Source organism: Borrelia persica No12 (assembly GCF_000500045.1).
Lineage (GTDB): Bacteria > Spirochaetota > Spirochaetia > Borreliales > Borreliaceae > Borrelia > Borrelia persica.
This window is the reverse complement of record NZ_AYOT01000146.1, coordinates 421,067-442,702: the sequence shown is the minus strand read 5'-3', so window position 1 is coordinate 442,702 and position 21,636 is coordinate 421,067. Positions and strand designations below refer to the sequence as shown.

The 21,636-nt window shown below is 30.1% G+C and carries 24 protein-coding genes, 4 tRNA genes and 1 other RNA gene; 27 read left to right on the top strand and 2 right to left on the bottom strand.

The features are described from left to right. The first annotated feature begins 5 nt into the window (after positions 1-5). The 4 genes from U881_RS0105365 (at position 6) to U881_RS0105350 (ending at position 3,130) form a co-directional block, all read left to right on the top strand. Complete coding sequence (locus U881_RS0105365; protein WP_024653573.1) at positions 6-1,523, top strand: fibronectin type III domain-containing protein; 1,518 nt, start codon at positions 6-8, stop codon at positions 1,521-1,523. Next, the gene (locus U881_RS0105360) at positions 1,516-2,823 is read left to right on the top strand and encodes a tetratricopeptide repeat protein (protein WP_024653572.1); all 1,308 of its coding nucleotides are present in this window, start codon (positions 1,516-1,518) and stop codon (positions 2,821-2,823) included. Before U881_RS0105365 ends, U881_RS0105360 begins: the two co-directional genes overlap by 8 nt. A gap of 67 nt (positions 2,824-2,890) precedes the next feature. Next, a tRNA-Ser gene (locus tag U881_RS0105355) sits at positions 2,891-2,980 on the top strand. A 64-nt stretch (positions 2,981-3,044) separates the two neighbouring features. After that, a tRNA-Ser gene (locus U881_RS0105350) sits at positions 3,045-3,130 on the top strand. A gap of 13 nt (positions 3,131-3,143) precedes the next feature. On the opposite strand, the gene U881_RS0105345 is transcribed toward U881_RS0105350, so the two are convergent. After that, positions 3,144-3,875, bottom strand: a complete 732-nt coding sequence (locus U881_RS0105345; RefSeq protein ID WP_024653571.1) for an RsiV family protein — start codon at positions 3,873-3,875, stop codon at positions 3,144-3,146. Positions 3,876-4,002: 127 nt separating this feature from the next. On the opposite strand from U881_RS0105345, the gene U881_RS0105340 reads away from it, so the two are divergent. The 17 genes from U881_RS0105340 (at position 4,003) to U881_RS0105260 (ending at position 16,833) form a co-directional block, all read left to right on the top strand. Continuing rightward, positions 4,003-4,076 (top strand) — tRNA-Arg (locus U881_RS0105340). Positions 4,077-4,090: 14 nt separating this feature from the next. After that, a tRNA-Ser gene (locus tag U881_RS0105335) sits at positions 4,091-4,177 on the top strand. A 2-nt stretch (positions 4,178-4,179) separates the two neighbouring features. Then, positions 4,180-4,278, top strand: an RNA gene (gene ffs / locus U881_RS11910) — signal recognition particle sRNA small type. 157 nt (positions 4,279-4,435) lie between these two features. Then, on the top strand, positions 4,436-6,082 hold the full coding sequence (gene dnaX, locus U881_RS0105330; protein ID WP_024653570.1) for a DNA polymerase III subunit gamma/tau: 1,647 nt from the start codon (positions 4,436-4,438) through the stop codon (positions 6,080-6,082). 3 nt (positions 6,083-6,085) lie between these two features. Beyond that, a complete protein-coding gene (locus tag U881_RS0105325; protein WP_024653569.1) occupies positions 6,086-6,376 on the top strand; it encodes a YbaB/EbfC family nucleoid-associated protein in 291 nt (96 codons plus the stop codon). A gap of 3 nt (positions 6,377-6,379) precedes the next feature. Continuing rightward, the gene (gene recR, locus U881_RS0105320) at positions 6,380-6,964 is read left to right on the top strand and encodes a recombination mediator RecR (RefSeq protein ID WP_024653568.1); all 585 of its coding nucleotides are present in this window, start codon (positions 6,380-6,382) and stop codon (positions 6,962-6,964) included. Between the two features lie 295 nt (positions 6,965-7,259). Beyond that, a complete protein-coding gene (locus U881_RS0105315) occupies positions 7,260-7,769 on the top strand; it encodes a nucleoside-diphosphate kinase (protein WP_024653567.1) in 510 nt (169 codons plus the stop codon). A 9-nt stretch (positions 7,770-7,778) separates the two neighbouring features. Beyond that, positions 7,779-8,597 (top strand): DNA adenine methylase, encoded by an 819-nt coding sequence (locus U881_RS0105310; RefSeq protein WP_024653566.1) that lies wholly within the window; start codon positions 7,779-7,781, stop codon positions 8,595-8,597. Positions 8,598-8,824: 227 nt separating this feature from the next. Further along, on the top strand, positions 8,825-9,361 hold the full coding sequence (locus tag U881_RS0105305; RefSeq protein ID WP_024653565.1) for a hypothetical protein: 537 nt from the start codon (positions 8,825-8,827) through the stop codon (positions 9,359-9,361). Between the two features lie 65 nt (positions 9,362-9,426). Next, on the top strand, positions 9,427-10,071 hold the full coding sequence (locus U881_RS0105300; protein ID WP_235048139.1) for an LptA/OstA family protein: 645 nt from the start codon (positions 9,427-9,429) through the stop codon (positions 10,069-10,071). After that, on the top strand, positions 10,034-10,825 hold the full coding sequence (gene lptB / locus U881_RS0105295; RefSeq protein WP_024653563.1) for an LPS export ABC transporter ATP-binding protein: 792 nt from the start codon (positions 10,034-10,036) through the stop codon (positions 10,823-10,825). Before U881_RS0105300 ends, lptB begins: the two co-directional genes overlap by 38 nt. After that, entirely contained in the window at positions 10,822-11,511 is a 690-nt protein-coding gene (gene pgeF / locus U881_RS0105290) for a peptidoglycan editing factor PgeF (RefSeq protein WP_024653562.1), read from the top strand. Before lptB ends, pgeF begins: the two co-directional genes overlap by 4 nt. Before the next feature lies 1 nt (position 11,512). After that, positions 11,513-12,259 carry a Nif3-like dinuclear metal center hexameric protein gene (locus U881_RS0105285; RefSeq protein ID WP_024653561.1) on the top strand — a complete coding sequence of 249 codons (747 nt, stop codon included), beginning with the start codon at positions 11,513-11,515 and terminating at the stop codon, positions 12,257-12,259. Positions 12,260-12,268: 9 nt separating this feature from the next. Beyond that, a complete protein-coding gene (gene lspA, locus U881_RS0105280) occupies positions 12,269-12,781 on the top strand; it encodes a signal peptidase II (RefSeq protein WP_024653560.1) in 513 nt (170 codons plus the stop codon). Between the two features lie 236 nt (positions 12,782-13,017). Then, positions 13,018-13,836 carry a YmdB family metallophosphoesterase gene (locus U881_RS0105270; protein ID WP_024653559.1) on the top strand — a complete coding sequence of 273 codons (819 nt, stop codon included), beginning with the start codon at positions 13,018-13,020 and terminating at the stop codon, positions 13,834-13,836. Between the two features lie 53 nt (positions 13,837-13,889). Next, positions 13,890-15,170, top strand: a complete 1,281-nt coding sequence (gene murA, locus U881_RS0105265) for a UDP-N-acetylglucosamine 1-carboxyvinyltransferase (protein ID WP_024653558.1) — start codon at positions 13,890-13,892, stop codon at positions 15,168-15,170. Between the two features lie 316 nt (positions 15,171-15,486). After that, positions 15,487-16,833 carry an MATE family efflux transporter gene (locus U881_RS0105260; protein WP_024653557.1) on the top strand — a complete coding sequence of 449 codons (1,347 nt, stop codon included), beginning with the start codon at positions 15,487-15,489 and terminating at the stop codon, positions 16,831-16,833. 98 nt (positions 16,834-16,931) lie between these two features. Here U881_RS0105260 and U881_RS0105255 read toward each other — a convergent pair whose 3' ends face one another. Then, on the bottom strand, positions 16,932-17,321 hold the full coding sequence (locus tag U881_RS0105255; RefSeq protein ID WP_024653556.1) for a hypothetical protein: 390 nt from the start codon (positions 17,319-17,321) through the stop codon (positions 16,932-16,934). A 307-nt stretch (positions 17,322-17,628) separates the two neighbouring features. Between U881_RS0105255 and tuf the strand changes: the two genes are divergently transcribed. Genes tuf through rplB form a run of 6 tightly spaced genes read left to right on the top strand, consistent with a single transcriptional unit; the run spans position 17,629 to position 21,635 of the window. Continuing rightward, complete coding sequence (tuf, locus tag U881_RS0105250) at positions 17,629-18,813, top strand: elongation factor Tu (protein WP_024653555.1); 1,185 nt, start codon at positions 17,629-17,631, stop codon at positions 18,811-18,813. Positions 18,814-18,859: 46 nt separating this feature from the next. After that, on the top strand, positions 18,860-19,171 hold the full coding sequence (rpsJ, locus tag U881_RS0105245) for a 30S ribosomal protein S10 (protein WP_024653554.1): 312 nt from the start codon (positions 18,860-18,862) through the stop codon (positions 19,169-19,171). A gap of 34 nt (positions 19,172-19,205) precedes the next feature. Next, entirely contained in the window at positions 19,206-19,835 is a 630-nt protein-coding gene (rplC, locus tag U881_RS0105240) for a 50S ribosomal protein L3 (RefSeq protein WP_024653553.1), read from the top strand. A gap of 1 nt (position 19,836) precedes the next feature. Next, positions 19,837-20,466: a 50S ribosomal protein L4 gene (gene rplD / locus U881_RS0105235; protein ID WP_024653552.1), complete on the top strand. Its 630-nt coding sequence runs from the start codon at positions 19,837-19,839 to the stop codon at positions 20,464-20,466. A gap of 20 nt (positions 20,467-20,486) precedes the next feature. After that, positions 20,487-20,783 (top strand): 50S ribosomal protein L23, encoded by a 297-nt coding sequence (gene rplW / locus U881_RS0105230; RefSeq protein WP_024653551.1) that lies wholly within the window; start codon positions 20,487-20,489, stop codon positions 20,781-20,783. 18 nt (positions 20,784-20,801) lie between these two features. Next, positions 20,802-21,635 (top strand): 50S ribosomal protein L2, encoded by an 834-nt coding sequence (gene rplB, locus U881_RS0105225; RefSeq protein ID WP_024653550.1) that lies wholly within the window; start codon positions 20,802-20,804, stop codon positions 21,633-21,635. Position 21,636: the final 1 nt, after the last annotated feature.

Genomic DNA, 21,636 nt, shown 5'->3' with positions numbered 1-21,636 from the left:
CTACAATGAGGTTAATTTTTATATTTACTTTGCTTTGCTTCTATATGCCAAGTGTTTTTTCTCAAGAACTTAAGTTAATTCTTGATCATAAGGATGGATTTAAGTTTATTCAGGAATCTCATAATATTAGTTTTGCAAGGGATAAGAGGGGTGTACTTGGAATTTATTTGGATAAGTATAGGGGAGTTTTAGATTATAACAATGTTGATTTTAGGTTGGAGATAGAAAATGATAATATAGTGAAAGATGCTGCTTTAAATTATTTAATTGACCCAAGTAATGTAAGAATTTCAAATTCTTTTCATAATATTTCGGGAAATTCTTTGATTTTTTATTCAAGTCGAAATATGCTTAAACTTAAACCAGTAACAAAGAAGGCTTTCTTTTATTCGGGTAATGTGATTTCTGATTTTACCATTCAGTTTTGGGTATATCGTTCTACTTCTATTACTGGAGAGGTTATTGTAAGTTGGAATGGATATAAAAATATTAAAGGTGTTTGGGTAGATCAGGCAATTCGATTAGAAAGTGAAGGTGGGACTTTTGTTTGGAATTTTAATAATGTGTTTTTAAATGATAATGGTGAACCTATTAGGGTCAAACTTAAGAGTGATGATGATTTTATTCCTAAAGAATGGCATTTACATACTGTTCGCTATAGCCAAAAAGATGGATTGTTAGAATATTTAATAGATTCTAAACCTCAAGCTATAGAGTATATTACTGCCGATAGAAGAGAAGGTTTTGGGTATTTGCTTAATATTGGTAATTTTATTGATTTTACATTGGGACAATATTTTACAGGAGCTATTGAGAGTTTTGAGATTCATAAAAGTTTTGAGGAAGTGCATAATGCTTTCTTTTCAAGAGACAAGGGATATATCATTACAGAACCAATTGAATTATCTAAAGCTTATTCTCAGATTTTGTCTATTGAATTTGATACTTTAAAACCAAAAGACACAGATATTTTTTATTATTATAGGTTAGATAATAAGATTTTTTATGGGATAGATAAAAATGGAGAGGTAAAAAAGAATTTAACAGGAGATTGGATTCCTTTTAATCCTAATAATGGCTTTCCTAAATTTGATGTATCAAAATATATTCAGTTGAAGGTTGAATTTTATCCAAATGGCAATCCTTTGGAGAGTCCATCTCTTTATAGCATGGTTGTGACTTATATACCTGAGGCTGCACCTTTTCCTCCTTTAATCACAAAAGCTGTTCCGGGATCGGGTGAAATATTGATTGAATGGTTCCCTGTAATTAGTAGTAATATTGGTGGATATTATATTTATATTGGTGTTAGTCCTTGTAATTATCATGGTAATGCAGGAAGTATTTTAAAATCGCCCATTGATGTTGGCAATCAGACTTCTTTTAAAATTACAGGACTTGAGAATGGAAGACTCTATTATATTAGTGTTGCTTCCTATAATTTAGATAAAAGTGTAAATGAGGCGTCTTTTTCAAAAGAAATTTCAGTAAGACCAATGGAGTTTTTTAAACAATATGAATAGTATTGATTTTGAAAAGGCTTTAGAGCTTTATAAAAATGGTGATTTTAAAAATGCACTTGCAAATTTAGATGTTTTTGATGATAGTTTTGATTCTTTGGCTCTTAAATCTTTAATTTATTTTAGGTTAAAAGATTATAAGGCGCTTTTGTATGTACTAGATACTTATCCTATTTTAAGTGAGTATAGTTTTTTAATTAAGCTTTTATATGATGGTGAATTTAAAAGCGATCAAGATGAATTGAGTTATTTTCAAAATTATAATCTTGGTGTTTTTTATTTTGGACTTAAAGATTATGAAAAATCTTTAAGTTGTTTTTTGGAATCTATTAATCAATATCCTCATTTGATCCAGGCATTTAATAATGCTGCTGTTTTATTTGAAATATTGGGTAGGAGAGATAAGGCTTTAGAGATGCTTATTAAAGCTTCTGATATAGATAAGACCAATTCTCTTGTTAAATTGAATACTTGGTTTTTAAATAATACTTGCACATTCAAGGATATCAGGCCATTAAAGATGGATGATAGTTTTGCGGATGTTAATCTTTCTCTTATCGTTAATTATTTGATGTATTATCTTTATTTTATGGGAGAGATTAGTAGTGCAATTGACCTTTCTGAGAGATTTTTAACAGATTCAAATTATTCTAAATATATTTGGCATAATCGAGCAACTATTTTGCATAAAATAGGTAATATGACACAGGCTACCAAGTCTTATGTAAAGTCTATTTTAAGCTTTCCCAATGTTTATACAATATACAATATGCATATTGCTACGATAGAACTTTTAAATTTTTCTCCTAAAAAGGCTATTGATAGAATGTTGGCAGATTATCCTGATATGGAGTTAGTTTATTTTTATGCATTTCTGTTCTTTTTAAGAAATCGTGATCTTGAAGATGCGTATTTTTATCTACAAAAGCTTTGTGAAATGAATGCCGGTCTCTATTCTAGATTTTTAAACTTACTTGAGTCTAGAGAAGATATTTTGATTGAAGAATTATTAGACGAGTTGGCAATGGTTTTAAAGGGTCAGTGGGTGCTTGAATATTTATTTTTTGTCGACAATTCTTTGGATTTAAAAGAACCCGTTTTTGTATTCGATTATGATACTAGGCTTTGTACATATATTTGGAAAGTTAAAGATGAACATATTGAACTTAGAACCAGTAATAATGAGGTGGATATTACTAAAAAAATCTTATCAGATAAATTTTCTCAGGTTCATTTGGATGTTACAATTAGGGAAATTAAGGATTTAATTGAAGCTTATAGAGATTTTAAGATCGATTGTTAGGCTTGATTTTGATTTTTTGTTGACAATTTTAATGACTCTAATATACTATGTATTAATGTGGATATAAGGAGAGATGCCAGAGTGGTCGAATGGGGCTTCCTGCTAAGAAGTTGTCCTTTTAAAAAGGGGACCATGGGTTCGAATCCCATTCTCTCCGTGGAAATTTTTGTTAAAATATATCTTAGCAGAGTTTCTTTGAATTTTTTATGTGGTAATATTTTGGAGAGGTGGCAGAGTGGTTGAATGCTACGGTCTTGAAAACCGTCGTAGGTGTAGCCTACCGTGAGTTCGAATCTCACCCTCTCCGTTTTTTTATATTCTTATGAACAGACTGGACAATCAGTTTTTTTGGTTTCATTAATATTGTCTTCAGAATTATTTTCTATTGGAAATGCAAATTCAATTTTTCCATCTGAATGTGGTCCTATTATTAATGGATTATAAAAAATTATCACATCATTGTCTTTAAAGTAATATTGATACTGTTTAAAATTTTTTTCAAATTCTGTTTCAAATGCAGATTCATTTTCATAATTATCGGCGAATTTTTTGAATTTTGTCTTTACTTCTTCTCTTAATACTTGCATCAAAGAATCCAATTGGTCTTTTGAAATTATATTTGCAAGTTCTATTTTTTCTTTCCCTCTTAAATTAATAGGATGGTATGTTGTAAGACCATTTGCATCGTTTTTATTCATTTGTTCTTGAGTGTATAGAATAGATGTTATATTAAGGTTTGGATTTTTGAATATTTGAAAATTAGAATCATAGAAGGATTCGTGTGGTTCTTTTGTTGCCTTTATTGTTTTGAAGAATTCTATTGTTTCAATTTGCCATGTTTGTATAAGTTCTTCAAATCCAAGTTCTAGTCCTTCTATAATAGGGATTTTGGCATTTATGTGAAAAATAATGTTATTGTCATTGATAATATCTTCTTTAATAATTTTTGTTTCGATATTAATTTCAGCGCTTTCTATTTTTTTGTCATGTTTTGTACATGCTATTGTTATTAATAAAATTATTGTTATGATTATTGAAAATTTAGGTATCATTTATTGCTCCTTTTTGATAAATGAATTAATATTTAATTCTTAAGAATGTTTTTGATTATTCGTTATAAACTTATTTTTATTGTAATAAATAATAATTTTTATTACAATTGAAGTTAAATGTTTGTTTGTGCCCATAGCTCAGCTGGATAGAGCATTAGATTGCGGTTCTAAAGGTCAGAGGTTCAAATCCTCTTGGGCACGAAAGTATTAAGTTTGGAGAGATGGCCGAGTGGCTGAAGGCGCACGCTTGGAAAGCGTGTATACATGAAAGTGTATCATGGGTTCGAATCCCATTTTCTCCGATTCCTAGGATCCGCACTATTGAGTGTTGCCTAATCCCGTCAGGACTGGAAGGTAGCAGCGGTAAGTGATTACTCAATGAGTGCGTGTAATCTTAGGATAAATTTATTTTGTGTAATTAGGCAAGTATGTTTTTATAAATAATGCTTAAATAGGGTGTTGTTGTTATACTATGTATAGTGCCATAAAATAAATTTTATTTTTTGCTTTAATTTCAATTTAAGGTTTAAGTGAAATTATTGTTGTATATGGGGGATGGGATGATATCTGCAAGGGGTACTGCCATTAAGAGGCGTCCCAAAGATTTTACTTCTCTTGAAGGACAAGATTTTGTAGTCGAAACCTTAAAGAATGCAATAGAAAATAATAGAATAGCAAATGCTTATATATTTTCAGGACCACGGGGAGTTGGTAAAACTTCTTCTGCAAGGGCTTTTTCACGGTGTTTAAATTGTCACGTAGGTCCAACAATTATGCCTTGTGGTACATGTTTCAATTGTAAATCTATTGATAATGATAGTAGTCTTGATGTTATTGAGATTGATGGTGCTTCAAATACGTCTGTTCAGGATGTTAGGCAAATTAAAGAAGAGATAATGTTTCCTCCTGCAAATTCTAGATACAGGGTTTATATTATTGATGAAGTTCATATGCTCTCAAATTCTGCTTTTAATGCTCTTTTGAAAACTGTAGAAGAACCTCCAAGTTATATTGTTTTTATTTTTGCAACAACAGAGGTATACAAGTTGCCAGATACAATAAAAAGCAGATGTCAGCATTTTAATTTTAGACTTCTGCCTTTAGATAAGATTTATGATATGTTGAAATGCGTTTGTTTAGAAGAGAGTATTAAGTATGAAGATGAGGCTTTAAGGTGGATTGCTTATAAGAGTGGAGGTAGCGTACGAGATGCTTATACTCTTTTTGATCAAATTGTATCGTTAAGTAATTCTGACATAAAATTTGAGCAAATCAGGTCTAAGATGGGATTGACTAGTGATGAATTTTTGGAAAAATTAGCACTAAGCATTCTTAATGATGATTTAAAAGAATTACTTTGTATTTTAGATGCTGTCTTTTTAACTGGGATTTCATGTGAACAATTTCTTCTTGATGCAATTGAATTTTTTAGAGAAATATTATTTTTGAAATTGGATATTACAAATCTTATGTTTATTGGTGTTAAATCTGAGCGCTTAAAAGAAGATTTGTTAAATTTTGATTTAAAACATGTTGAGAGAAGTATTAGTGTATTGCTTGAAACTTATAGAGATTTGCAATTTTCAATAAATCCTAGATATGAACTTGAGATTAGTTTTATTAAGATACTTAGGATTAAAAATTATGTACCCAATCATGTTTTAATTAAGCAAATTCAAGATATTGAAACCAAAACACTAAATGAAATTAATTTTAATATCGATGATGACTTAGATGAAGTGAGTAGCGATGCCAATTTAAAGTCAGAATCAAATGATATGCATTTAATAGAGTCAGATGATGCTAATATAAAAGAGGCTTCATCAAAGGTTGAGGTTCATGATATAGATTGTGATTCTGATGATATCGATAAGATTTTTATAGAGACTGAAGATAATTTTGATCAAAAACTGGATAATGATAAAATTAAAGAAACTTTTATTTATTTGGTATCTAAGTATGTTCAAACTTTAGTGTATTCGGGAGAGGTTTTAATTGATAATAAAGTGCTTTATTATAAAATCTTTAGTGGATTTGAATATAATCAATTAAAAGCCTATCAGAATGAAATAAGAGTTGAATTTTGTAAGGAATTTCCTATGCTAAATGTTGTATTTCAAAAGCAATTTAAAGATAATGATGACGAGTTTGATAATGAGGTACTGAGAGTCAAAAACATTTTTGGAGCAAGTGAAGTGAAGGAGTAAAATATGGCAGTAAATCCATTAGATTTTTTAAAAAATATGTCAAATTTTAAAGATAATATTAAAAAGGAAATATCTCAAATTTCTGTTTGTGGTAGAGCAGGGAGTGATGTTGTTGTTATTGACATGAATGGAGAATTTGTTGTAAAAAAGGTTGTAATTAAGAAAGATTTTTTTGATGATTTGGATAATGAAGCACTTGAACACATGGTAAAATCAGCTTTTAATGATGCTGTATTGAAAGTTAAAGAAGAAATAAAATCAAAAACAATGGGTTCTATTCCATTTGGGATTTAGAGTTTGATTATCCAAGATTTAATTGATTTGGTTTCTAAACTTCCAGGTATAGGTAAAAAGACCGCATCACGAATGGTTTATGATATTCTATATACTGGTGAAAATTTTGCAAGGGATCTGGGCCAAATTTTAATTAAACTTCATACTGAAATAAAAAAATGTAAAAATTGTTACAATTTTTCTGAGGAGGAGAGTTGTAATGTTTGTGTGGATGTTTATAGAAATAAAGATATGATTTGTGTTGTAGAGATGCCTCAAGATTTGGAAGTTATTGAGGCTACTAATGAATATGATGGGTTTTATTTCGTGCTTCATGGTCATCTTGATCCTTTAAGAAATATTGGTCCAGACAAGTTAAATCTTGATAAATTGGAGGATTATGTTAAATTTTTACAGGCTAAAGAAGTAATTATTGCAACGGAATTTAGTATTGAGGGAGATGTTACTGCAAATTATATCAGAAACCTTTTGAAGGATTTGGATATTAATGTTACAAGAATAGCATCTGGTCTTCCTGCCGGAGGTAGTATTAGCAATGCAGATAGAGTGACTACTCTTAGGGCATTACGTTTAAGACTTAAAATGTAATTTGTTTGCAAGATATTTTTTAAAATAATTGTTTTGAGTACCTTTGTTATTTAGGTGTTGGTTTAGGGTTTTTATCATATAGTTAATAACTTGAGATTTTTATTAAGTGTTTTTTTAAGACTAATTAAACGCATACTAAATGCTTATTAGATTTTTTTTGACTTTAATTTTTATTTTAAATATGCTTTTTTTTAAAATTATTTTTTTTGTTATTTTTTTAAATACATGTTCATAAAGTAAATAAATTATGTCTTATAATTAATTTGCATTGTATTAAAAACATTGGGAGGTGTTTATGTCTAAATTGGTACAAAGAACTTTATGTGTTGTTAAACCTGATGGGGTTAGAAGGGGTTTAATTGGTAATGTTGTTTCTAGGTTTGAAAGGGTAGGATTAAAAATTGTGGCTGCTAAAATGGTTTGGGTTGATCGTGAACTGGCTGAAAAACATTATTTATATGATGATATTGCTGCAAGGCATGGAGAAATTGTTTGGAGAGCTTTAATTGATTTTTTAATGAGTTCTCCGGTTTTTGCATGTGTTATTGAAGGTGTTGAATCTGTTGAGGTTGTTAGAAAATTTTGTGGGTCTACAGAGCCTAAGATTTCTGCTCCTGGGACAATAAGAGGTGATTTTGCGTGTCATAGTTTTGATTATGCAAATGAAAAAAAAATTGCAGTTTATAATATAATTCATTCTTCTGCCAATCTTGTTGATGCTATTCGTGAAATACCTATATGGTTTGGAAAAGATGAGATTCTTTCTTATAAGAGAGATGCTGATTCTGAATGTTATTATGGTTAATGATTTATTGTGAGTGTTGTAATACGGCCTATATTAAAATGGGCTGGTGGTAAAAAGAAATTATTGAAGTTTATTTTAAATAATATTCCTCTTTCTTTTAATAATTATATTGAACCTTTTATAGGTGGAGGGGCATTGTTTTTTGCATTGAATTTAAAAAATTCAATTATTAATGATATAAATTTTCATTTGATTAATTTTTATAGAGAAATTGCTCATAATTTAAATAATTTTTTATTAAGAATCGAAAAGTATAGTAATGCTCCTTTAACTAAGGAGTATTATGTTCATGTTAGGGATAGTTTTAATAATGCAAATTTAACAAATTTGGAAAAGGCATGTATTTTTCTTTATTTAAATAAAACTTGTTATAATGGCCTTTACAGAGAAAATGGTAATGGAAAATTTAATACTCCTTTTGGTAAATATAAAAAGATTAATCTTTATGAAATTGAAAATTTACGATTGGCTTCTCAACTTTTAAGAGAGGTTAAAGTTTTAAGTCTGGACTTTTTTAATTTACTTAATTTTATTAATAGAGATGATTTTGTTTATTTAGATCCACCTTATATACCTTGTTCAAAAACAAGTAATTTTACAAATTATAATAGATATGGATTTAATTTTTCAATGCATGAGCGATTATTACGTTTTTGTGACACAATAGATAAAAGGGGAGCTAAATTCTTACTTTCAAATTCTAATACCAAATCTGGCCTTGATCTTTATAAAAATTATAATGTTATTTTTGTTGATTCTAAAAGATTTATTAATGCAAATCCAATTGGACGTGGTAACATAAGAGAAATTTTGGTGAAAAATTTTTAAGAGTATTGCATAATTATTATGGTATTATAGTATTTTATTAATGGGCATAAGGCCCTTTGAAAAAGAAAATTAGAAATTTTGTATTTTATGTCTATATTATGAAATTCTTAGGTGTAAATTTTATTAATGATAATTACTTGAATTTAATAAAGAAGAGTTATATTGAGTGTTTGTTTTAGGTAATATAGCTTAAAGGTATTTTTGTATGAGCTTATGTAGGGACTTGTATGATAAGATATGCTTTGTTTTATTTATTTCCACTTTTATTTTTATTTAATTGTACCTTTGATTATGATGAATATTCTAATAGAACAGGTGCTGCTAAAGAAGCACCTTCAATACAAATATTGAAAATTAGTTATCATAATATTATGGGTGGGAAGAAGCAAACTGTATTGGAAGCTTTAAGTTTTAATTATTTCAATTATTACAAACTTTATAAAGTTGAAAATGGAAGATTTTTATACCATGCTTTGGAAAATAGAATTTCAGGTAAATTTACTAGCTTAGAAGGTTCGCATCTTACTAAAGATTTAGATATGAAAGATTCTGTGGAATTGAAGATAGAAGATGAAAATAATTATTATTTGATTAATACCAATAGACTTTTGTGGAAAGACAATGAAAAAAAATTATTATCCCCTCAAGATGAATTAGTATTTATTAGGTTTGATGAGAGTACTTTAACTGGAAAGGGTTTTTCATACTTTTTTAAAAGTAATAATTTTTATTTTTATTCTGGTATTGAAGGATTTGTGAAGTGATAAGTTTGATTATTTGTTTTATTTGTATTTCTTTATTTAATGGTTATGCAGGGGATAAAGAGATTATGGATGACTCTTCAGAGTTGAAAATAAAAGATAATTCACAAAAAAAGAGTGGGTTTACTTTTAAAGCAGATTTTTCTCATGGTATTATGTCTTCTCTTTATAGAAGGATTATTTTAAAGGGAAATCCTGAGGTGGTTTCTTCTGATTTTAAGCTTAGAGCTGATGAGATTGAAATTTATGGGGAGGGGAGTTCTTATATTGAAGCTCGTGGTAATGTTTATTATGAAGATTATACTAAGAAAATGAATGTTAAATCACAGTTTTTATTTGTTAATAGAAAATTAGATAGTTTTCATCTTCAAAAAGGTGTTGAACTTGAAGATTTAGAAAATGAGCTTGTTGTTAAGGCTGAAAGAATTGAAGGTAGTAGCAAGACAAGTGTCTATATTATGCAGTATTCTGTTAAGATATATAAAGGTGATGTTTTTGCACGAGCTGAGAATGGAGTTTATAATAGAGAAGAGAAAGAAGTTGTTCTTGAGGGTATTCCAGTTATTTATCAAGGTGATAATTATTATTCTGCTTCAAGAATAGTTTTAAACACTGAAACACAAAAATATAATCTTGAGGGTGATGTTGAAGGTAAATTTACTCAAGTTGAGGAAGATGTTCCTCGACAAGAAGAAGAGAATAAAGTCAATTAAAGAAGACCTTAGTACTAACTCTGTTACTGATATTATTCTTAGAGCGGATAATATTGTTAAGAAGTATGGAGAGAAAATTGCTGTTAATGGCGTTAGTATTAATGTCCACAGAGGTGAAGTTGTAGGTTTGCTTGGTCCAAATGGTGCTGGTAAGACCACAACATTTTATACCATTGTAGGTTTTATTAAGGCCAATGGTGGACGTGTTTTAATAAATAATCATGATGTCTCTAAGCTTAATATGTATGAGCGGGCACGATTGGGAATTGTGTATCTTCCCCAAGAGCCATCTATTTTTAGGGAACTTACAGTTGAAGATAATATTTTGGTTGCTCTTGAGAGACGAGAAGATTTATCTCAGGCTGAACGTAAAATTGAACTTGTAAATCTTCTTAAAGATTTTGAAATTAAGAGAATACAATCTCAAAAGGCGTATACACTCTCTGGTGGAGAGAGACGACGGACTGAAATAGCTAGAGCTTTAGCAGTAAGTCCATATTTTTTATTGCTTGATGAGCCTTTTGCAGGTATTGATCCTATTGCCATTGGAGATATAAAACAGATAATAAGAATTTTGAAAAGTAAAAATATTGGTGTTTTAATTACTGATCATAATGTAAGGGATGCTTTTGATATAATAGATAGAGCTTATATTATTTATCAGGGACAAGTACTTGATTCGGGAAATGTTGATTATATTATAAATAGTGAAAAGGCTAAAAAACTTTATCTTGGTGAAGAGTTTAGATTATGAAAGTATTGGAGAGAGAACTTTATTATGAGTTTGAGGTAGATTCTGATATTAAATTGATCTATACCAAAAAACCTTTTGATTTAAATGTAAGAGATATTAGTAATGATAATTTGAGTTTTGTTCCCAAGAATAGAGAAATAAAATATTTAAAGCAATTACATACAAATATTGTTTATCAAGTTTCTGATGATTTTGTTAATTTTCAAGAGGGAGATGGGCTTGTATCTTCTTCTTGTAATGTTGCTCTTCTTGCTTACTATGCGGATTGTCTTCCTATATACATATTTGACAAAGCAAAGAAATATATTGGACTTGCTCATAGCGGATATAAAGGTAGTTTTAAACTTATTATTCTAAAAATGTTATTTATCTTTCAAGACATGGGTTCAAATTTTGAAGATTTAAAGGTGATATTTGGACCTTATAACAGAGAATGTTGTTATGAAGTTTCATCAGAATTTATATCAGAAATAAATTTAAAGTTTAGTAAAAAATTGTTAGATATGTCTTTTTCTAAAAAGGATGATAAAATATATTTTGATAATGCTAATTTTAATTTAGGTTTAATTTCTAATTTTAATTTGAGTGTTGAGGATTCGGGTCTTTGTACTTATTGCAATTGCAATCTTTATTCTCATAGAAAATTTAGGGGTAAAAGGAGTTATGCTTTAATTTGGAGAACTTAGTTTGACTGTTAAAGAATTATCATTGCATTTGGATGAAATATTTAAAGTAAATGATTATAAAGATATTGATAAAAGTCTTAATGGGCTTCAGGTCGGTAATTTGGAACTTGAGGTTAAAAAGGTGTCTTTGGCTGTTGATGCAAGTATGGCAACTTTAGGCAAAGTAAAAGCTTATGACTTTTTGATAACTCATCATGGTATTTTTTGGTCAAAATCAGATAGAATTGTTTCTGGAATGTATGACAAAGTGAAATGGCTTATTGATAATGATTTATCACTTTATTGTGTTCATTTACCAATGGATGCTCATCCTGTTTATTCTCATAGCAAAGTATTGTCTGATTTTCTTGGGTTTCATAGTCCTATTCCATTTGCAAATTATAAAGGTATTAATTTGGGTATTATTTCTACTGCTGAATGTAGTTTTTCTGAAATTTTAAACAAAATTAAGACCTATAATAAACATATTCTTTTTTATAAAAAATTTAAGGAGAATGTTTCAAAAGTTGCTATTGTTAGTGGTTCTGGATATTCTTTTTTTGAAGAGGCTTTGGAATATGATGTTGATTTGTTTATAACCGGAGATACTGCTCATCAGATATATTCTTTGGCTGAAGAGAGAGATGTAAATTTGATATTTGCTGGTCATTATTTTACTGAAACATTCGGTTTGTTAAAATTGATGGAATATTTAAAAGGTCAACGAGGGTTAGAAGTTGATTTTATTTTACAAGATACCAATTTATAAGGATTTAATATGAATATAAATAGAAACAGATTAGTTAGTAATTTGATCTTTATCTCTATTTTAGTTTTTTTTGATCAGTGGTCCAAGTATTTAGTTGTGACACATATTAAGCTTGGAACTGAGTATTTATCTTTTTTTGGAGATTTTTTTAAGATAATACATGTAAGGAATACTGGTGTTTTATTTTCGATAGGTTCTAATATTGATTCTGATTTGAAAAATTTGTTTTTTCTTATAATACCTATTATTATTTTGGTTTTTGTTTTTTCTTTCTCTCTAAAAGAGAAAAACGTAGTATCTAGGCTTGCTCTTGTGTTGATTTTGTCTGGTGGTATTGGCAATATTATTGATAGACTTTTTAGACCTTTGGGTGTTGTAGATTTCTTGGATGTAAAATTTTTTGGTATTTTTGGACTTCAAAGATGGCCAACCTTTAATTTTGCAGACAGTTATGTTGTTGTTGGGATGACTGTGTTTATAGTTTATGATTTGTTTTCTAAATCTAAAAGTACTAATTTATGAATTTTTTATACTTTATTTTATGTTCATTGATTAATTTGTCTTTAATGTTTTTTATCTTTTTCTTAGAGTTTCTTTTTATTGCAAGACTTAATATCATAGTTTCTCCTATCTTTCAATTTGTTTTAATCCTTGTAATGATCGTGATTTCAATTGGGATAAGTTATTTCTTATCAAGTTTTATTTTTAAAAATATTATTTTTAAATTTTTTAATCTGGACAAATAATAGAGAGGTTTTGTGGGTGTACGCATTTTGGTTGCTGGGGAGATTGTAGGTAAACCTGGCGTTGTTGTGATAAAGGATTTTTTGCATTCTTTTAGACAGAAAAAGAATATTGATTTTGTGATATCTGGTAATAATTTTACTACAGGCTTTAGAGGATTATGCAAAAGACATGCATTTTTGTTAAAGAAGTATGGTGTTGATGTGTTGACTTTAGGTGAGAATGCATTTGTAAGAGCTGGACTTAGTGATGAACTTGATAAGTATAGTTTTATTCTTAAACCTTTAAATTGTCCTGCCAGATTAAAAGGTTACTCTTATTTTATTTATACTATAGATGGGATTAAACTTGCTGTACTTAGGCTTGTTGGGCAGACAGGAATGACAAAATATAATTTCAACAGTCCTTTTTTTACTTTTGATTATTTTTATGACCGAATTAAGTCGGTTACTAGCAATATAATTGTACTTTTTGATTCAAATACCACGGCTGAAGTTAATGCTATGTTTTTTTATCTCAAATCTAGAGTTAGTGCTTGTCTTGGTATTGGGAAGAGAATATTAACAGCAGATCTTAGAATTTTTGATAATACTGCAGTTATTACCGATCTTGGTAGAGTTGGAAGTTTAGATAGTATTATTGGATATGCTACTATATTTGAGGTAGATAAATTTTTAAAAGGCTTTTTAAATAATAGATTTACTGAATCTTGGGATGGACTTGGCTTTAATGGTGTTATAGTTGAGATTGATGATGGTAAGGCTATTGATGTTGAGGTTGTAAGAGAATATATTGATTTTGATGCTAATCTTGCAAATAATACCGATATTTAATGCTACTTTGATTTTTACGTATTTTTTTATATGAATTTCTTTTGGAGGTAATGATGTATAGCTATCTTGTAGAGGGTGGTTTTAAAATAGGTGGAAAAATAACGGCTAGTGGAAATAAAAATGCGGCTTTACCTTGCATCGTAGCGGCATTGCTTACAGATGAAGAAGTAATTTTAGATAATATTCCAAATATTAAAGATGTAGAAGTTATTTTAAGTATTTTAGAAGACATAGGGGTTGATGTTGTAAGGGGTGGTAATAGTCTTAAGATTAAGGCTTTAAATATTGTGAAGACGGAAATAGATTCTTCTTTAACGGATTTGATTAGAGCTTCAATCTTATTTGTGGGACCCATGCTTGCTAGGTGTGGACGTATCGATATTGCTCCTCCTGGTGGAGATGTTATTGGTAAAAGGCGTCTTGATACTCATTTTTATGGTCTTGGCAAACTTGGTGCCAGATTAATAGAGAGTGAGCGTATTGTTTTAGAGGTAGATAAGTTGGTTGGAGCTGGGATGTTTTTGGATGAGGCATCAGTTACGGCTACTGAAAATATTATTATGGCTGCTGTTTTGGCTTCTGGTGAGACTGTGATAATGAATGCTGCGTGTGAGCCACATGTGCAAGATTTGTGTAATATGCTGAATTTGATGGGTGCTAACATTTCTGGGATTGGTTCTAATCTACTTAAAATAGAAGGCGTCAAAAAATTAAGAGGAACTAGGTTTAGAATAGGTGCTGATTTTATGCAGGTAGGTTCTTTAATTAGTCTTTCTGCATTAACAGGAGGTGAGCTTGAGATTAATAAGGCTGATTCTCGTAATTTTGTTTTAATAAGACATGTATATTCAAGACTTGGTATTAATTTTGAATATGATGATGAAAATATATACGTAAAAGAAAATCAGCATTTAAAAGTGAAATTAGATTTTGATGGACATATTCCCAAAATTGATGATGGCCCATGGCCGGCTTTTCCAACAGATCTTATGAGCATAATGATAGTAACTGCTACTCAAGTTCAAGGGACCGTGCTCGTTTTTGAAAAAATGTTTGAGTCAAGGATGTTTTTTGTGGATAAACTTATAAAAATGGGTGCTCAAATTGTTCTTTGTGATCCTCATCGTGTAGTAGTTACAGGAAAAAGTCTTCTTAAGGGAAGTGATGTGTCTTCTCCTGATGTTAGGGCAGGGATGGCTTTGCTTATTGCAGCTCTTTGTGCTGAGGGTAAGAGTCGTATTCAAAATATTTATCAGATTGAGAGGGGATATGAGGATGTTGTTTGTAAATTAAGTTCTCTTGGGGCAAAGATTGAAAGAGTGGAAGACCAATAGGAATTTCATTTATTCTGCTTAAGATAGCTTAAAGGCAAGGTTTTTTTTAAAGAGTGCATATTAATAAATAGTATTTTTGATGTTCTTTAATATTGCACAATGTTACGACTTATTGTTTGCATTTTGAATTTAAAACTATAATATTTGGTTTAATAAATGTTTATAATTGACTTTTATGTAAAAAACTTTACTTCAATTACAAATTTGTCTTATTAATTTTTACTTTCAATATGAATGCTACATATTATTGAATATAAATGTGTTTATTTATGCAGTTTGATAATTTCCAGTATAATAAGATACAAGGTGTGTTTTTATGTTAACAAGTAATACTAAAATCAGAAAATTGATATTGGAAGGTAACTTATATTTAGTGTTTTTCTTTATATGTTTTCCTATTATGATGGCCAATCTTCTTCAGGCTTTTTATGAACTTGTAGATATGTTTTATGTTGGCAAACTTGGTGCTATGCCTCTTGCTGCATTATCTCTTATTGGACCTATTAATTTTTTGATTATGGTTTTTGCTATGGGAATGTCTACAGGAAGTGTGTCATTAATGTCTAAATGTATTGGAGAGAAAACCTTTGCTAAATTTTCAAAATATGCTGGGCAATTAATTTTTTTAAATTTTGTATTATCTTTGTTTGTTGCAATTTTGATTTTAGTATCTCTGAATTCTATTTTAGAGCTTATGGGTGTAGAAGGCGAGCTTAAAGAGCTTACACGATCATATTTTTATGTTGTGATTTATGCAATACCTGTGATGTTTTTGAGTATTTCTGTTGTTTATATATTAAATGCTCAAGGAGAGAGTGTTATTGCTATGTTATTGATTTTGGTTGCAAATATTATTAATTTTGTTCTTGATCCAATATTAATGTTTAATTTAAATTTAGGTATTGCTGGTGCTGCTTGGTCTACTCTCTTCTCTAAATTGATGGCAGCCTTATCTTATCTTTTTTTTACTTATAAACTAAATTGTGGACTTAAAGTACGTTTTAAGGATATTATTCCAGATATTAATGTAATAAGAGAAATCATTAATTTGGGATTGCCGGCAGCTTTTGGGCAAGTTATGGCATCCTTGTCTTTTTTAATTTTTAATCATATTGTAATTCAAATTAGTCCAAAATTTTTAGCCGCTTATGGCATGGTGAATAATATTATTTCTTTTTTACTGCTTCCTGGTATGAGTATTGGTACTGGAATTATTTCAATTGTTGGGCAAAATCTTGGTGCAAAAAACCTAATGAGAGTGGGAGATGTTTTAAAAAAAGGTTTTGTTGTTACTTTGGTAATAATGATTACTGTTGCCTCATTTATCATCTTTTTTAAAGAGTCTATAATATCAATCTTTACAGTTGATTTAGAAGTTATTAAGTATGCCAATGGTTACTTGTTATTGGCTGTTATTGGAACTGTTGGATTTGGTTTGCAACAAGTTTTTCTGGGTGGATTAGTAGGTTCGGGGCTTACAAAGCTTGTTATGATTGTTGTTTGTGTTCGTCTTTGGATTATTCGTTTGCCAGCTGTGTTTGCATTGCAACATTTTGGAATTTTAGAAGATTCACTAGGTTATGCTTTTATAATTTCGAATTATTTGGCTTTCATTGTTCTATTATGTTTAACTTTGACTAAATATTGGACAAAGGTGAAATAAGAAAAGTGTGTGAAGTTGGATTGTAATTTTGTTTTAGTAATTTGTATATTTGTGTATATTTTATGTAATTGAATATTTAAAAAACAATTTTGAGAATGTTAGTCTTGTTTTAAAAATATATAAAATATATTTTTTTGTTTTTTGTTGATATTCATATTTAATTTAAAAGTTTTTTCTTCTCCTGCTTTGATGCCTTCTTTGATTATATGACCAGTTTTATTTCCTTTTTTAAAGATTGCCAATGAATTTTGTTTTATATCTATTTTTTTGTTGTTCTTAAGAGTTATGATTAATTCGTTTTTTTTGTTAGTATTAAATGTTACAATTTCGATTTTGTCTGTGTTTTTCTTTATGCTGATGATATAAGTAATTTCTCTACCTATTTCTTTTGATTTTATAGAATTGTTTTTAGTGCAAGAAGTATTTATAATTAGGGTAAATATTGTAATACTTTTTAATATTTTATGATTTAGATCGTATTTTAACATAGTGTTATTTTATTGTAACCTTTTAATATTGTGCTTAGATATGTTTGTTAAATTTTAATGAAGAATATTGAGTGTATTGACTATATTGAAAATAATGTGTAGACTAATTGAGTTGTTAAGAATTCTTTTAGAAAAACACGATGATCGGGTCAATTTCTAAGAAAGTATGTTTTTTTAATGATGGTTTTATTTTTATATTTTTATATAATGTTATTATCCTTTAGTAAAGGAACAAGATAAAGTTCTTAATTTAAGAATTTTGAAGAATAGATGAAGATTTGGAGTGCAAATTTTTGGGAGGTGATTCATGGCTAAGGAAGTTTTTCAAAGAACAAAACCACATATTAATGTGGGTACAATAGGGCACGTTGACCATGGTAAGACAACATTAACAGCAGCTATTAGTATTTATTGTTCAAAGCTAAATAAAGATGCTAAAGCTCTTAAATATGAGGATATTGATAATGCGCCTGAAGAGAAGGCAAGAGGGATAACAATTAATGCTAGACATATTGAGTATGAAACTTCAAGTAGGCATTATGCTCACGTTGATTGTCCTGGACACGCTGACTATATTAAAAACATGATTACGGGTGCAGCTCAGATGGATGCTGCAATATTGTTGGTTGCTGCTGATAGTGGTGCTGAACCTCAAACTAAAGAGCATTTACTTCTTGCACAAAGAATGGGAATAAAGAAAATAATAGTGTTTTTAAATAAGTTAGACTTAGCAGATCCTGAGCTTGTGGAACTTGTTGAGGTTGAAGTTTTAGAACTCGTTGAAAAATATGGATTTCCTGGTGATACGCCAATAGTAAAAGGTTCAGCTTTTGGAGCTATGTCAAATCCTGATGATCCTGAGGCTACTAAATGCATAAAAGAGCTTCTTGACACTATGGATACTTATTTTGATCTTCCAGTGAGAGATATTGACAAGCCATTTTTACTTGCTATTGAAGATGTTTTCTCCATCTCTGGACGTGGTACAGTTGCTACTGGTCGTATTGAAAGAGGTGTTATTAAGGTTGGACAAGAAGTTGAAATTGTTGGAATTAGAGAAACTAGAAAGACAACTGTTACTGGTGTTGAAATGTTTCAAAAAATTCTTGAGCAAGGTGAAGCAGGGGATAATGTTGGTCTTTTGTTAAGAGGTGTTGATAAGAAAGATGTTGAGAGAGGTCAAGTTATTGCTGCTATTGGTACAATTACTCCTCATAAAAAATTTAAAGCCTCTATATATTGTTTAACTAAAGAAGAAGGTGGAAGACATAAACCATTCTTTTCAGGATATAGACCACAGTTTTTCTTTAGAACAACAGATGTTACGGGTATGGTTAATCTAGAAGGTAAAGAGATGGTTATGCCTGGAGATAATGTTGATATTGTTGTTGAGCTCATATCTTCAATAGCAATGGACAAAAATGTCGAATTTGCTGTTAGAGAGGGCGGTAGGACAGTTGCTTCAGGAAGGATTCTTGAAATATTGGAATAGTGTAGGGTTTAGGGATTTTATTATCTCTAAAGTTTAGGAGAATAAATTGATTACTAAAGATAAGATACGGGTAAGACTTTTTAGTTTTGATGTTAAAATATTAGATCAGAGTGCTGAGTCTATTGTTAGAGCTGTTCAAAAATCTAAGGCACAAATTAAAGGTCCAATTCCTTTGCCGACAAAAATAAGGAAATATACTGTTTTGCGTTCTCCTCATATTGATAAAAAATCAAGAGAACAGTTTGAAATGAGAACCCATAAAAGGCTTATTGATATTTTAGAGCCTACTTCTGCTTTGATGGATTCTTTGATGAAATTAGAACTTCCTGCAGGAGTTGAGGTTGATATTAAACAGTAATAGATTTTTTAAGTTATGAATTTGAGGTGTTTTAATGTTGGGATTGATTGGAAAAAAAGTTGGCATGACGCAGGTCTTTCAAGGCAATGGAATTGTGATACCTGTGACGGTGATAGAATTTGAACCCAATTATGTTATAGGCAAAAAAACAGTAGAGAGAGATGGATATGATGCCCTGATAATGGGTTCTGTTGATCTTAAGAGTTCTAAAATTTCAAGGTCTATACGAGGTCAATATAAGAATTTAGAAAATATTGAACCTAAAAGATATGTGATAGAATTTAAAGGACTTAAAGGTTATGATGCTGGCGATGAAGTTGGTCTTGATGCTTTCAAAGAGATTAAATACGTGGATATTACTGGTACTACTAAGGGTAAGGGATTTCAAGGAGCTATGAAGAGGCATAATTTTAGTGGTGGTCCATCTTCTCATGGTTCTAAATTTCATAGACATCTTGGTGGTACAGGTCAGGCTACTACACCTGCTAGAGTTTTTAAGGGAACTAAAATGGCTGGCAGAATGGGTGGCAAACAACAAACTATTCAAAATCTTGAAGTTGTTTTTATTGATGAGGAAAAAAGAGCCATTTTGGTTAAGGGAGCTGTGCCAGGAGTTAAGGGTTCTTTTGTGATTGTTAAGAAGGCAAAAAAAGTGGGTATTTAGTATGGAGAGAAAAGTTTTTTCTAAAGATGGACAAGAACTTAGGACTATAGATTTAGATGATAGAGTTTTCAACATAGATGTTAGTTATGGTTCTATATATAATGCTATTAATAATGAGCTAGCTAATCTTAGAGTTGGAACCGCTTCAACTAAGACTAGAGCTGAGGTTAGAGGTAGTTCAAAAAAGCCTTGGAAGCAAAAAGGTACAGGACGTGCAAGAGTTGGAACTAAGAGAAATCCAATTTGGGTTGGTGGAGGTGTAGCTTTAGGTCCAAAGCCAAGAGACTATAGTTATAAACTTCCCAAAAAAGTTAAACGACTTGCTTTTAAATCTGTTTTAAGTTTGTGTTCATCTGTAGATGATAGGCTTAAAATTGTTGAAAATTTTACTATTGAATCAGGAAAGACAAAAGAGCTTGCTTTAATAATAAAGAATTTTATAAAAATTAATGGCAAAACAGTGATTTTATTGGGTAATGATGATCAGATGGTTAAGAGAGCAGGAAAAAATATAAGAGATTTAAAGATTTTATCTTTTAATAGACTTAGAGTTGTTGATTTGTTTTATGCTAAAAATTTGATAGCACTGGAATCTGCTGTTAATGGGCTTAATGAGCTTTATGCTAAATAAATGGATAGTAAGGATGATTTATGGAAGCTTACGATATAATAATTTCGCCTATGCTTACTGAGAAAACTAATATTCAAAGAGAAAAAATGAATGTTTATGCTTTTAAGGTTAAAAAACAGGCGAATAAAAGAGAAATTGGTGCTGCAATTAAAGAGCTTTTTAATGTTACTCCAATATCATGTAATTTGATTAATGTTAAGAGCAAGGTTAAAATGGTTGTCTCTAGAAAAGGTTATCCTATTGGTAAGGGAAAAACTTCTTCATGGAAAAAAGCGTATGTTTATCTTAAAAAAGAAGATAAGATAAATATTTTTTAGTGGTTTTGGAGAAAAAATATGGGTATTAAGACTTATAGGCCAAAAACTTCGTCTTTGCGTTATAAGACAACTTTATCTTTTGATGAGTTAAGTAAGGGCAATAGTCCTTTGAAGTCTTTAACTAGAGGGAAGATATCTAAGGCTGGACGAGATTCTTCTGGAAGAATTAGTGTTAGGAGAAGAGGTGGAGGGCATAAGAGACGTTATAGAGAAATTGACTTTGGCAGAAGGGATAAGTTTGGTATACCTGCTAGAGTTGCATCTATTGAATATGATCCAAATAGAAGCCCAAATATAGCTTTGCTTGTATATAGAGATGGAGAGAAAAGATATATTATTGCTCCAAAAGGCATTAAGGTTGGCGATGTTTTAGAGAGTGGTCCAAATGCTCCAATAAGAATTGGAAATGCATTACCACTTGAAAATATTCCTGTTGGTAAAATGGTTCACAACATTGAGCTTAGTGTTGGAAAGGGTGGACAACTTGTAAGAGGTGCTGGTGGGTATGCAATGCTTCTTGCTTTTGAGGGAGATTATGTAACAGTTAAGCTTCCATCGGGTGAGATGAGAATGATTTTTAAAAAGTGCATGGCAACTCTTGGAGAAATTGGCAATAAAGATTATATGAATATTTCTATTGGTAAGGCTGGTAAGAGTAGGTGGCTTGGTCGTAGACCTAAGGTCAGAGGTGTTGCGATGAATCCTATAGACCATCCGCATGGAGGTGGTGAGGGTAAAACTTCTGGTGGTCGTCATCCTGTATCTCCGTGGGGTCAGCCAGCTAAGGGGTATAAGACTAGAAAGAAGAATAAGTACTCAGATAAATTTATCGTTAAAAGAAGAAATAATTAGG

Coding starts and splice junctions, on each gene's coding strand:
- U881_RS0105260 (WP_024653557.1), top strand. CDS start 15,487: ATGTTAACAAGTAATACTAAAATCAGAAAATTGATATTGGAAGGTAAC.
- U881_RS0105305 (WP_024653565.1), top strand. CDS start 8,825: ATGATAAGATATGCTTTGTTTTATTTATTTCCACTTTTATTTTTATTT.
- rplD (WP_024653552.1), top strand. CDS start 19,837: ATGGAGAGAAAAGTTTTTTCTAAAGATGGACAAGAACTTAGGACTATA.
- tuf (WP_024653555.1), top strand. CDS start 17,629: ATGGCTAAGGAAGTTTTTCAAAGAACAAAACCACATATTAATGTGGGT.
- murA (WP_024653558.1), top strand. CDS start 13,890: ATGTATAGCTATCTTGTAGAGGGTGGTTTTAAAATAGGTGGAAAAATA.
- U881_RS0105360 (WP_024653572.1), top strand. CDS start 1,516: ATGAATAGTATTGATTTTGAAAAGGCTTTAGAGCTTTATAAAAATGGT.
- pgeF (WP_024653562.1), top strand. CDS start 10,822: ATGAAAGTATTGGAGAGAGAACTTTATTATGAGTTTGAGGTAGATTCT.
- rplC (WP_024653553.1), top strand. CDS start 19,206: ATGTTGGGATTGATTGGAAAAAAAGTTGGCATGACGCAGGTCTTTCAA.
- rplW (WP_024653551.1), top strand. CDS start 20,487: ATGGAAGCTTACGATATAATAATTTCGCCTATGCTTACTGAGAAAACT.
- U881_RS0105300 (WP_235048139.1), top strand. CDS start 9,427: ATGGATGACTCTTCAGAGTTGAAAATAAAAGATAATTCACAAAAAAAG.
- rplB (WP_024653550.1), top strand. CDS start 20,802: ATGGGTATTAAGACTTATAGGCCAAAAACTTCGTCTTTGCGTTATAAG.
- U881_RS0105345 (WP_024653571.1), bottom strand. CDS start 3,875: ATGATACCTAAATTTTCAATAATCATAACAATAATTTTATTAATAACA.
- U881_RS0105255 (WP_024653556.1), bottom strand. CDS start 17,321: ATGTTAAAATACGATCTAAATCATAAAATATTAAAAAGTATTACAATA.
- lspA (WP_024653560.1), top strand. CDS start 12,269: ATGAATATAAATAGAAACAGATTAGTTAGTAATTTGATCTTTATCTCT.
- lptB (WP_024653563.1), top strand. CDS start 10,034: ATGTTCCTCGACAAGAAGAAGAGAATAAAGTCAATTAAAGAAGACCTT.
- U881_RS0105365 (WP_024653573.1), top strand. CDS start 6: ATGAGGTTAATTTTTATATTTACTTTGCTTTGCTTCTATATGCCAAGT.
- U881_RS0105315 (WP_024653567.1), top strand. CDS start 7,260: ATGTCTAAATTGGTACAAAGAACTTTATGTGTTGTTAAACCTGATGGG.
- dnaX (WP_024653570.1), top strand. CDS start 4,436: ATGATATCTGCAAGGGGTACTGCCATTAAGAGGCGTCCCAAAGATTTT.
- U881_RS0105325 (WP_024653569.1), top strand. CDS start 6,086: ATGGCAGTAAATCCATTAGATTTTTTAAAAAATATGTCAAATTTTAAA.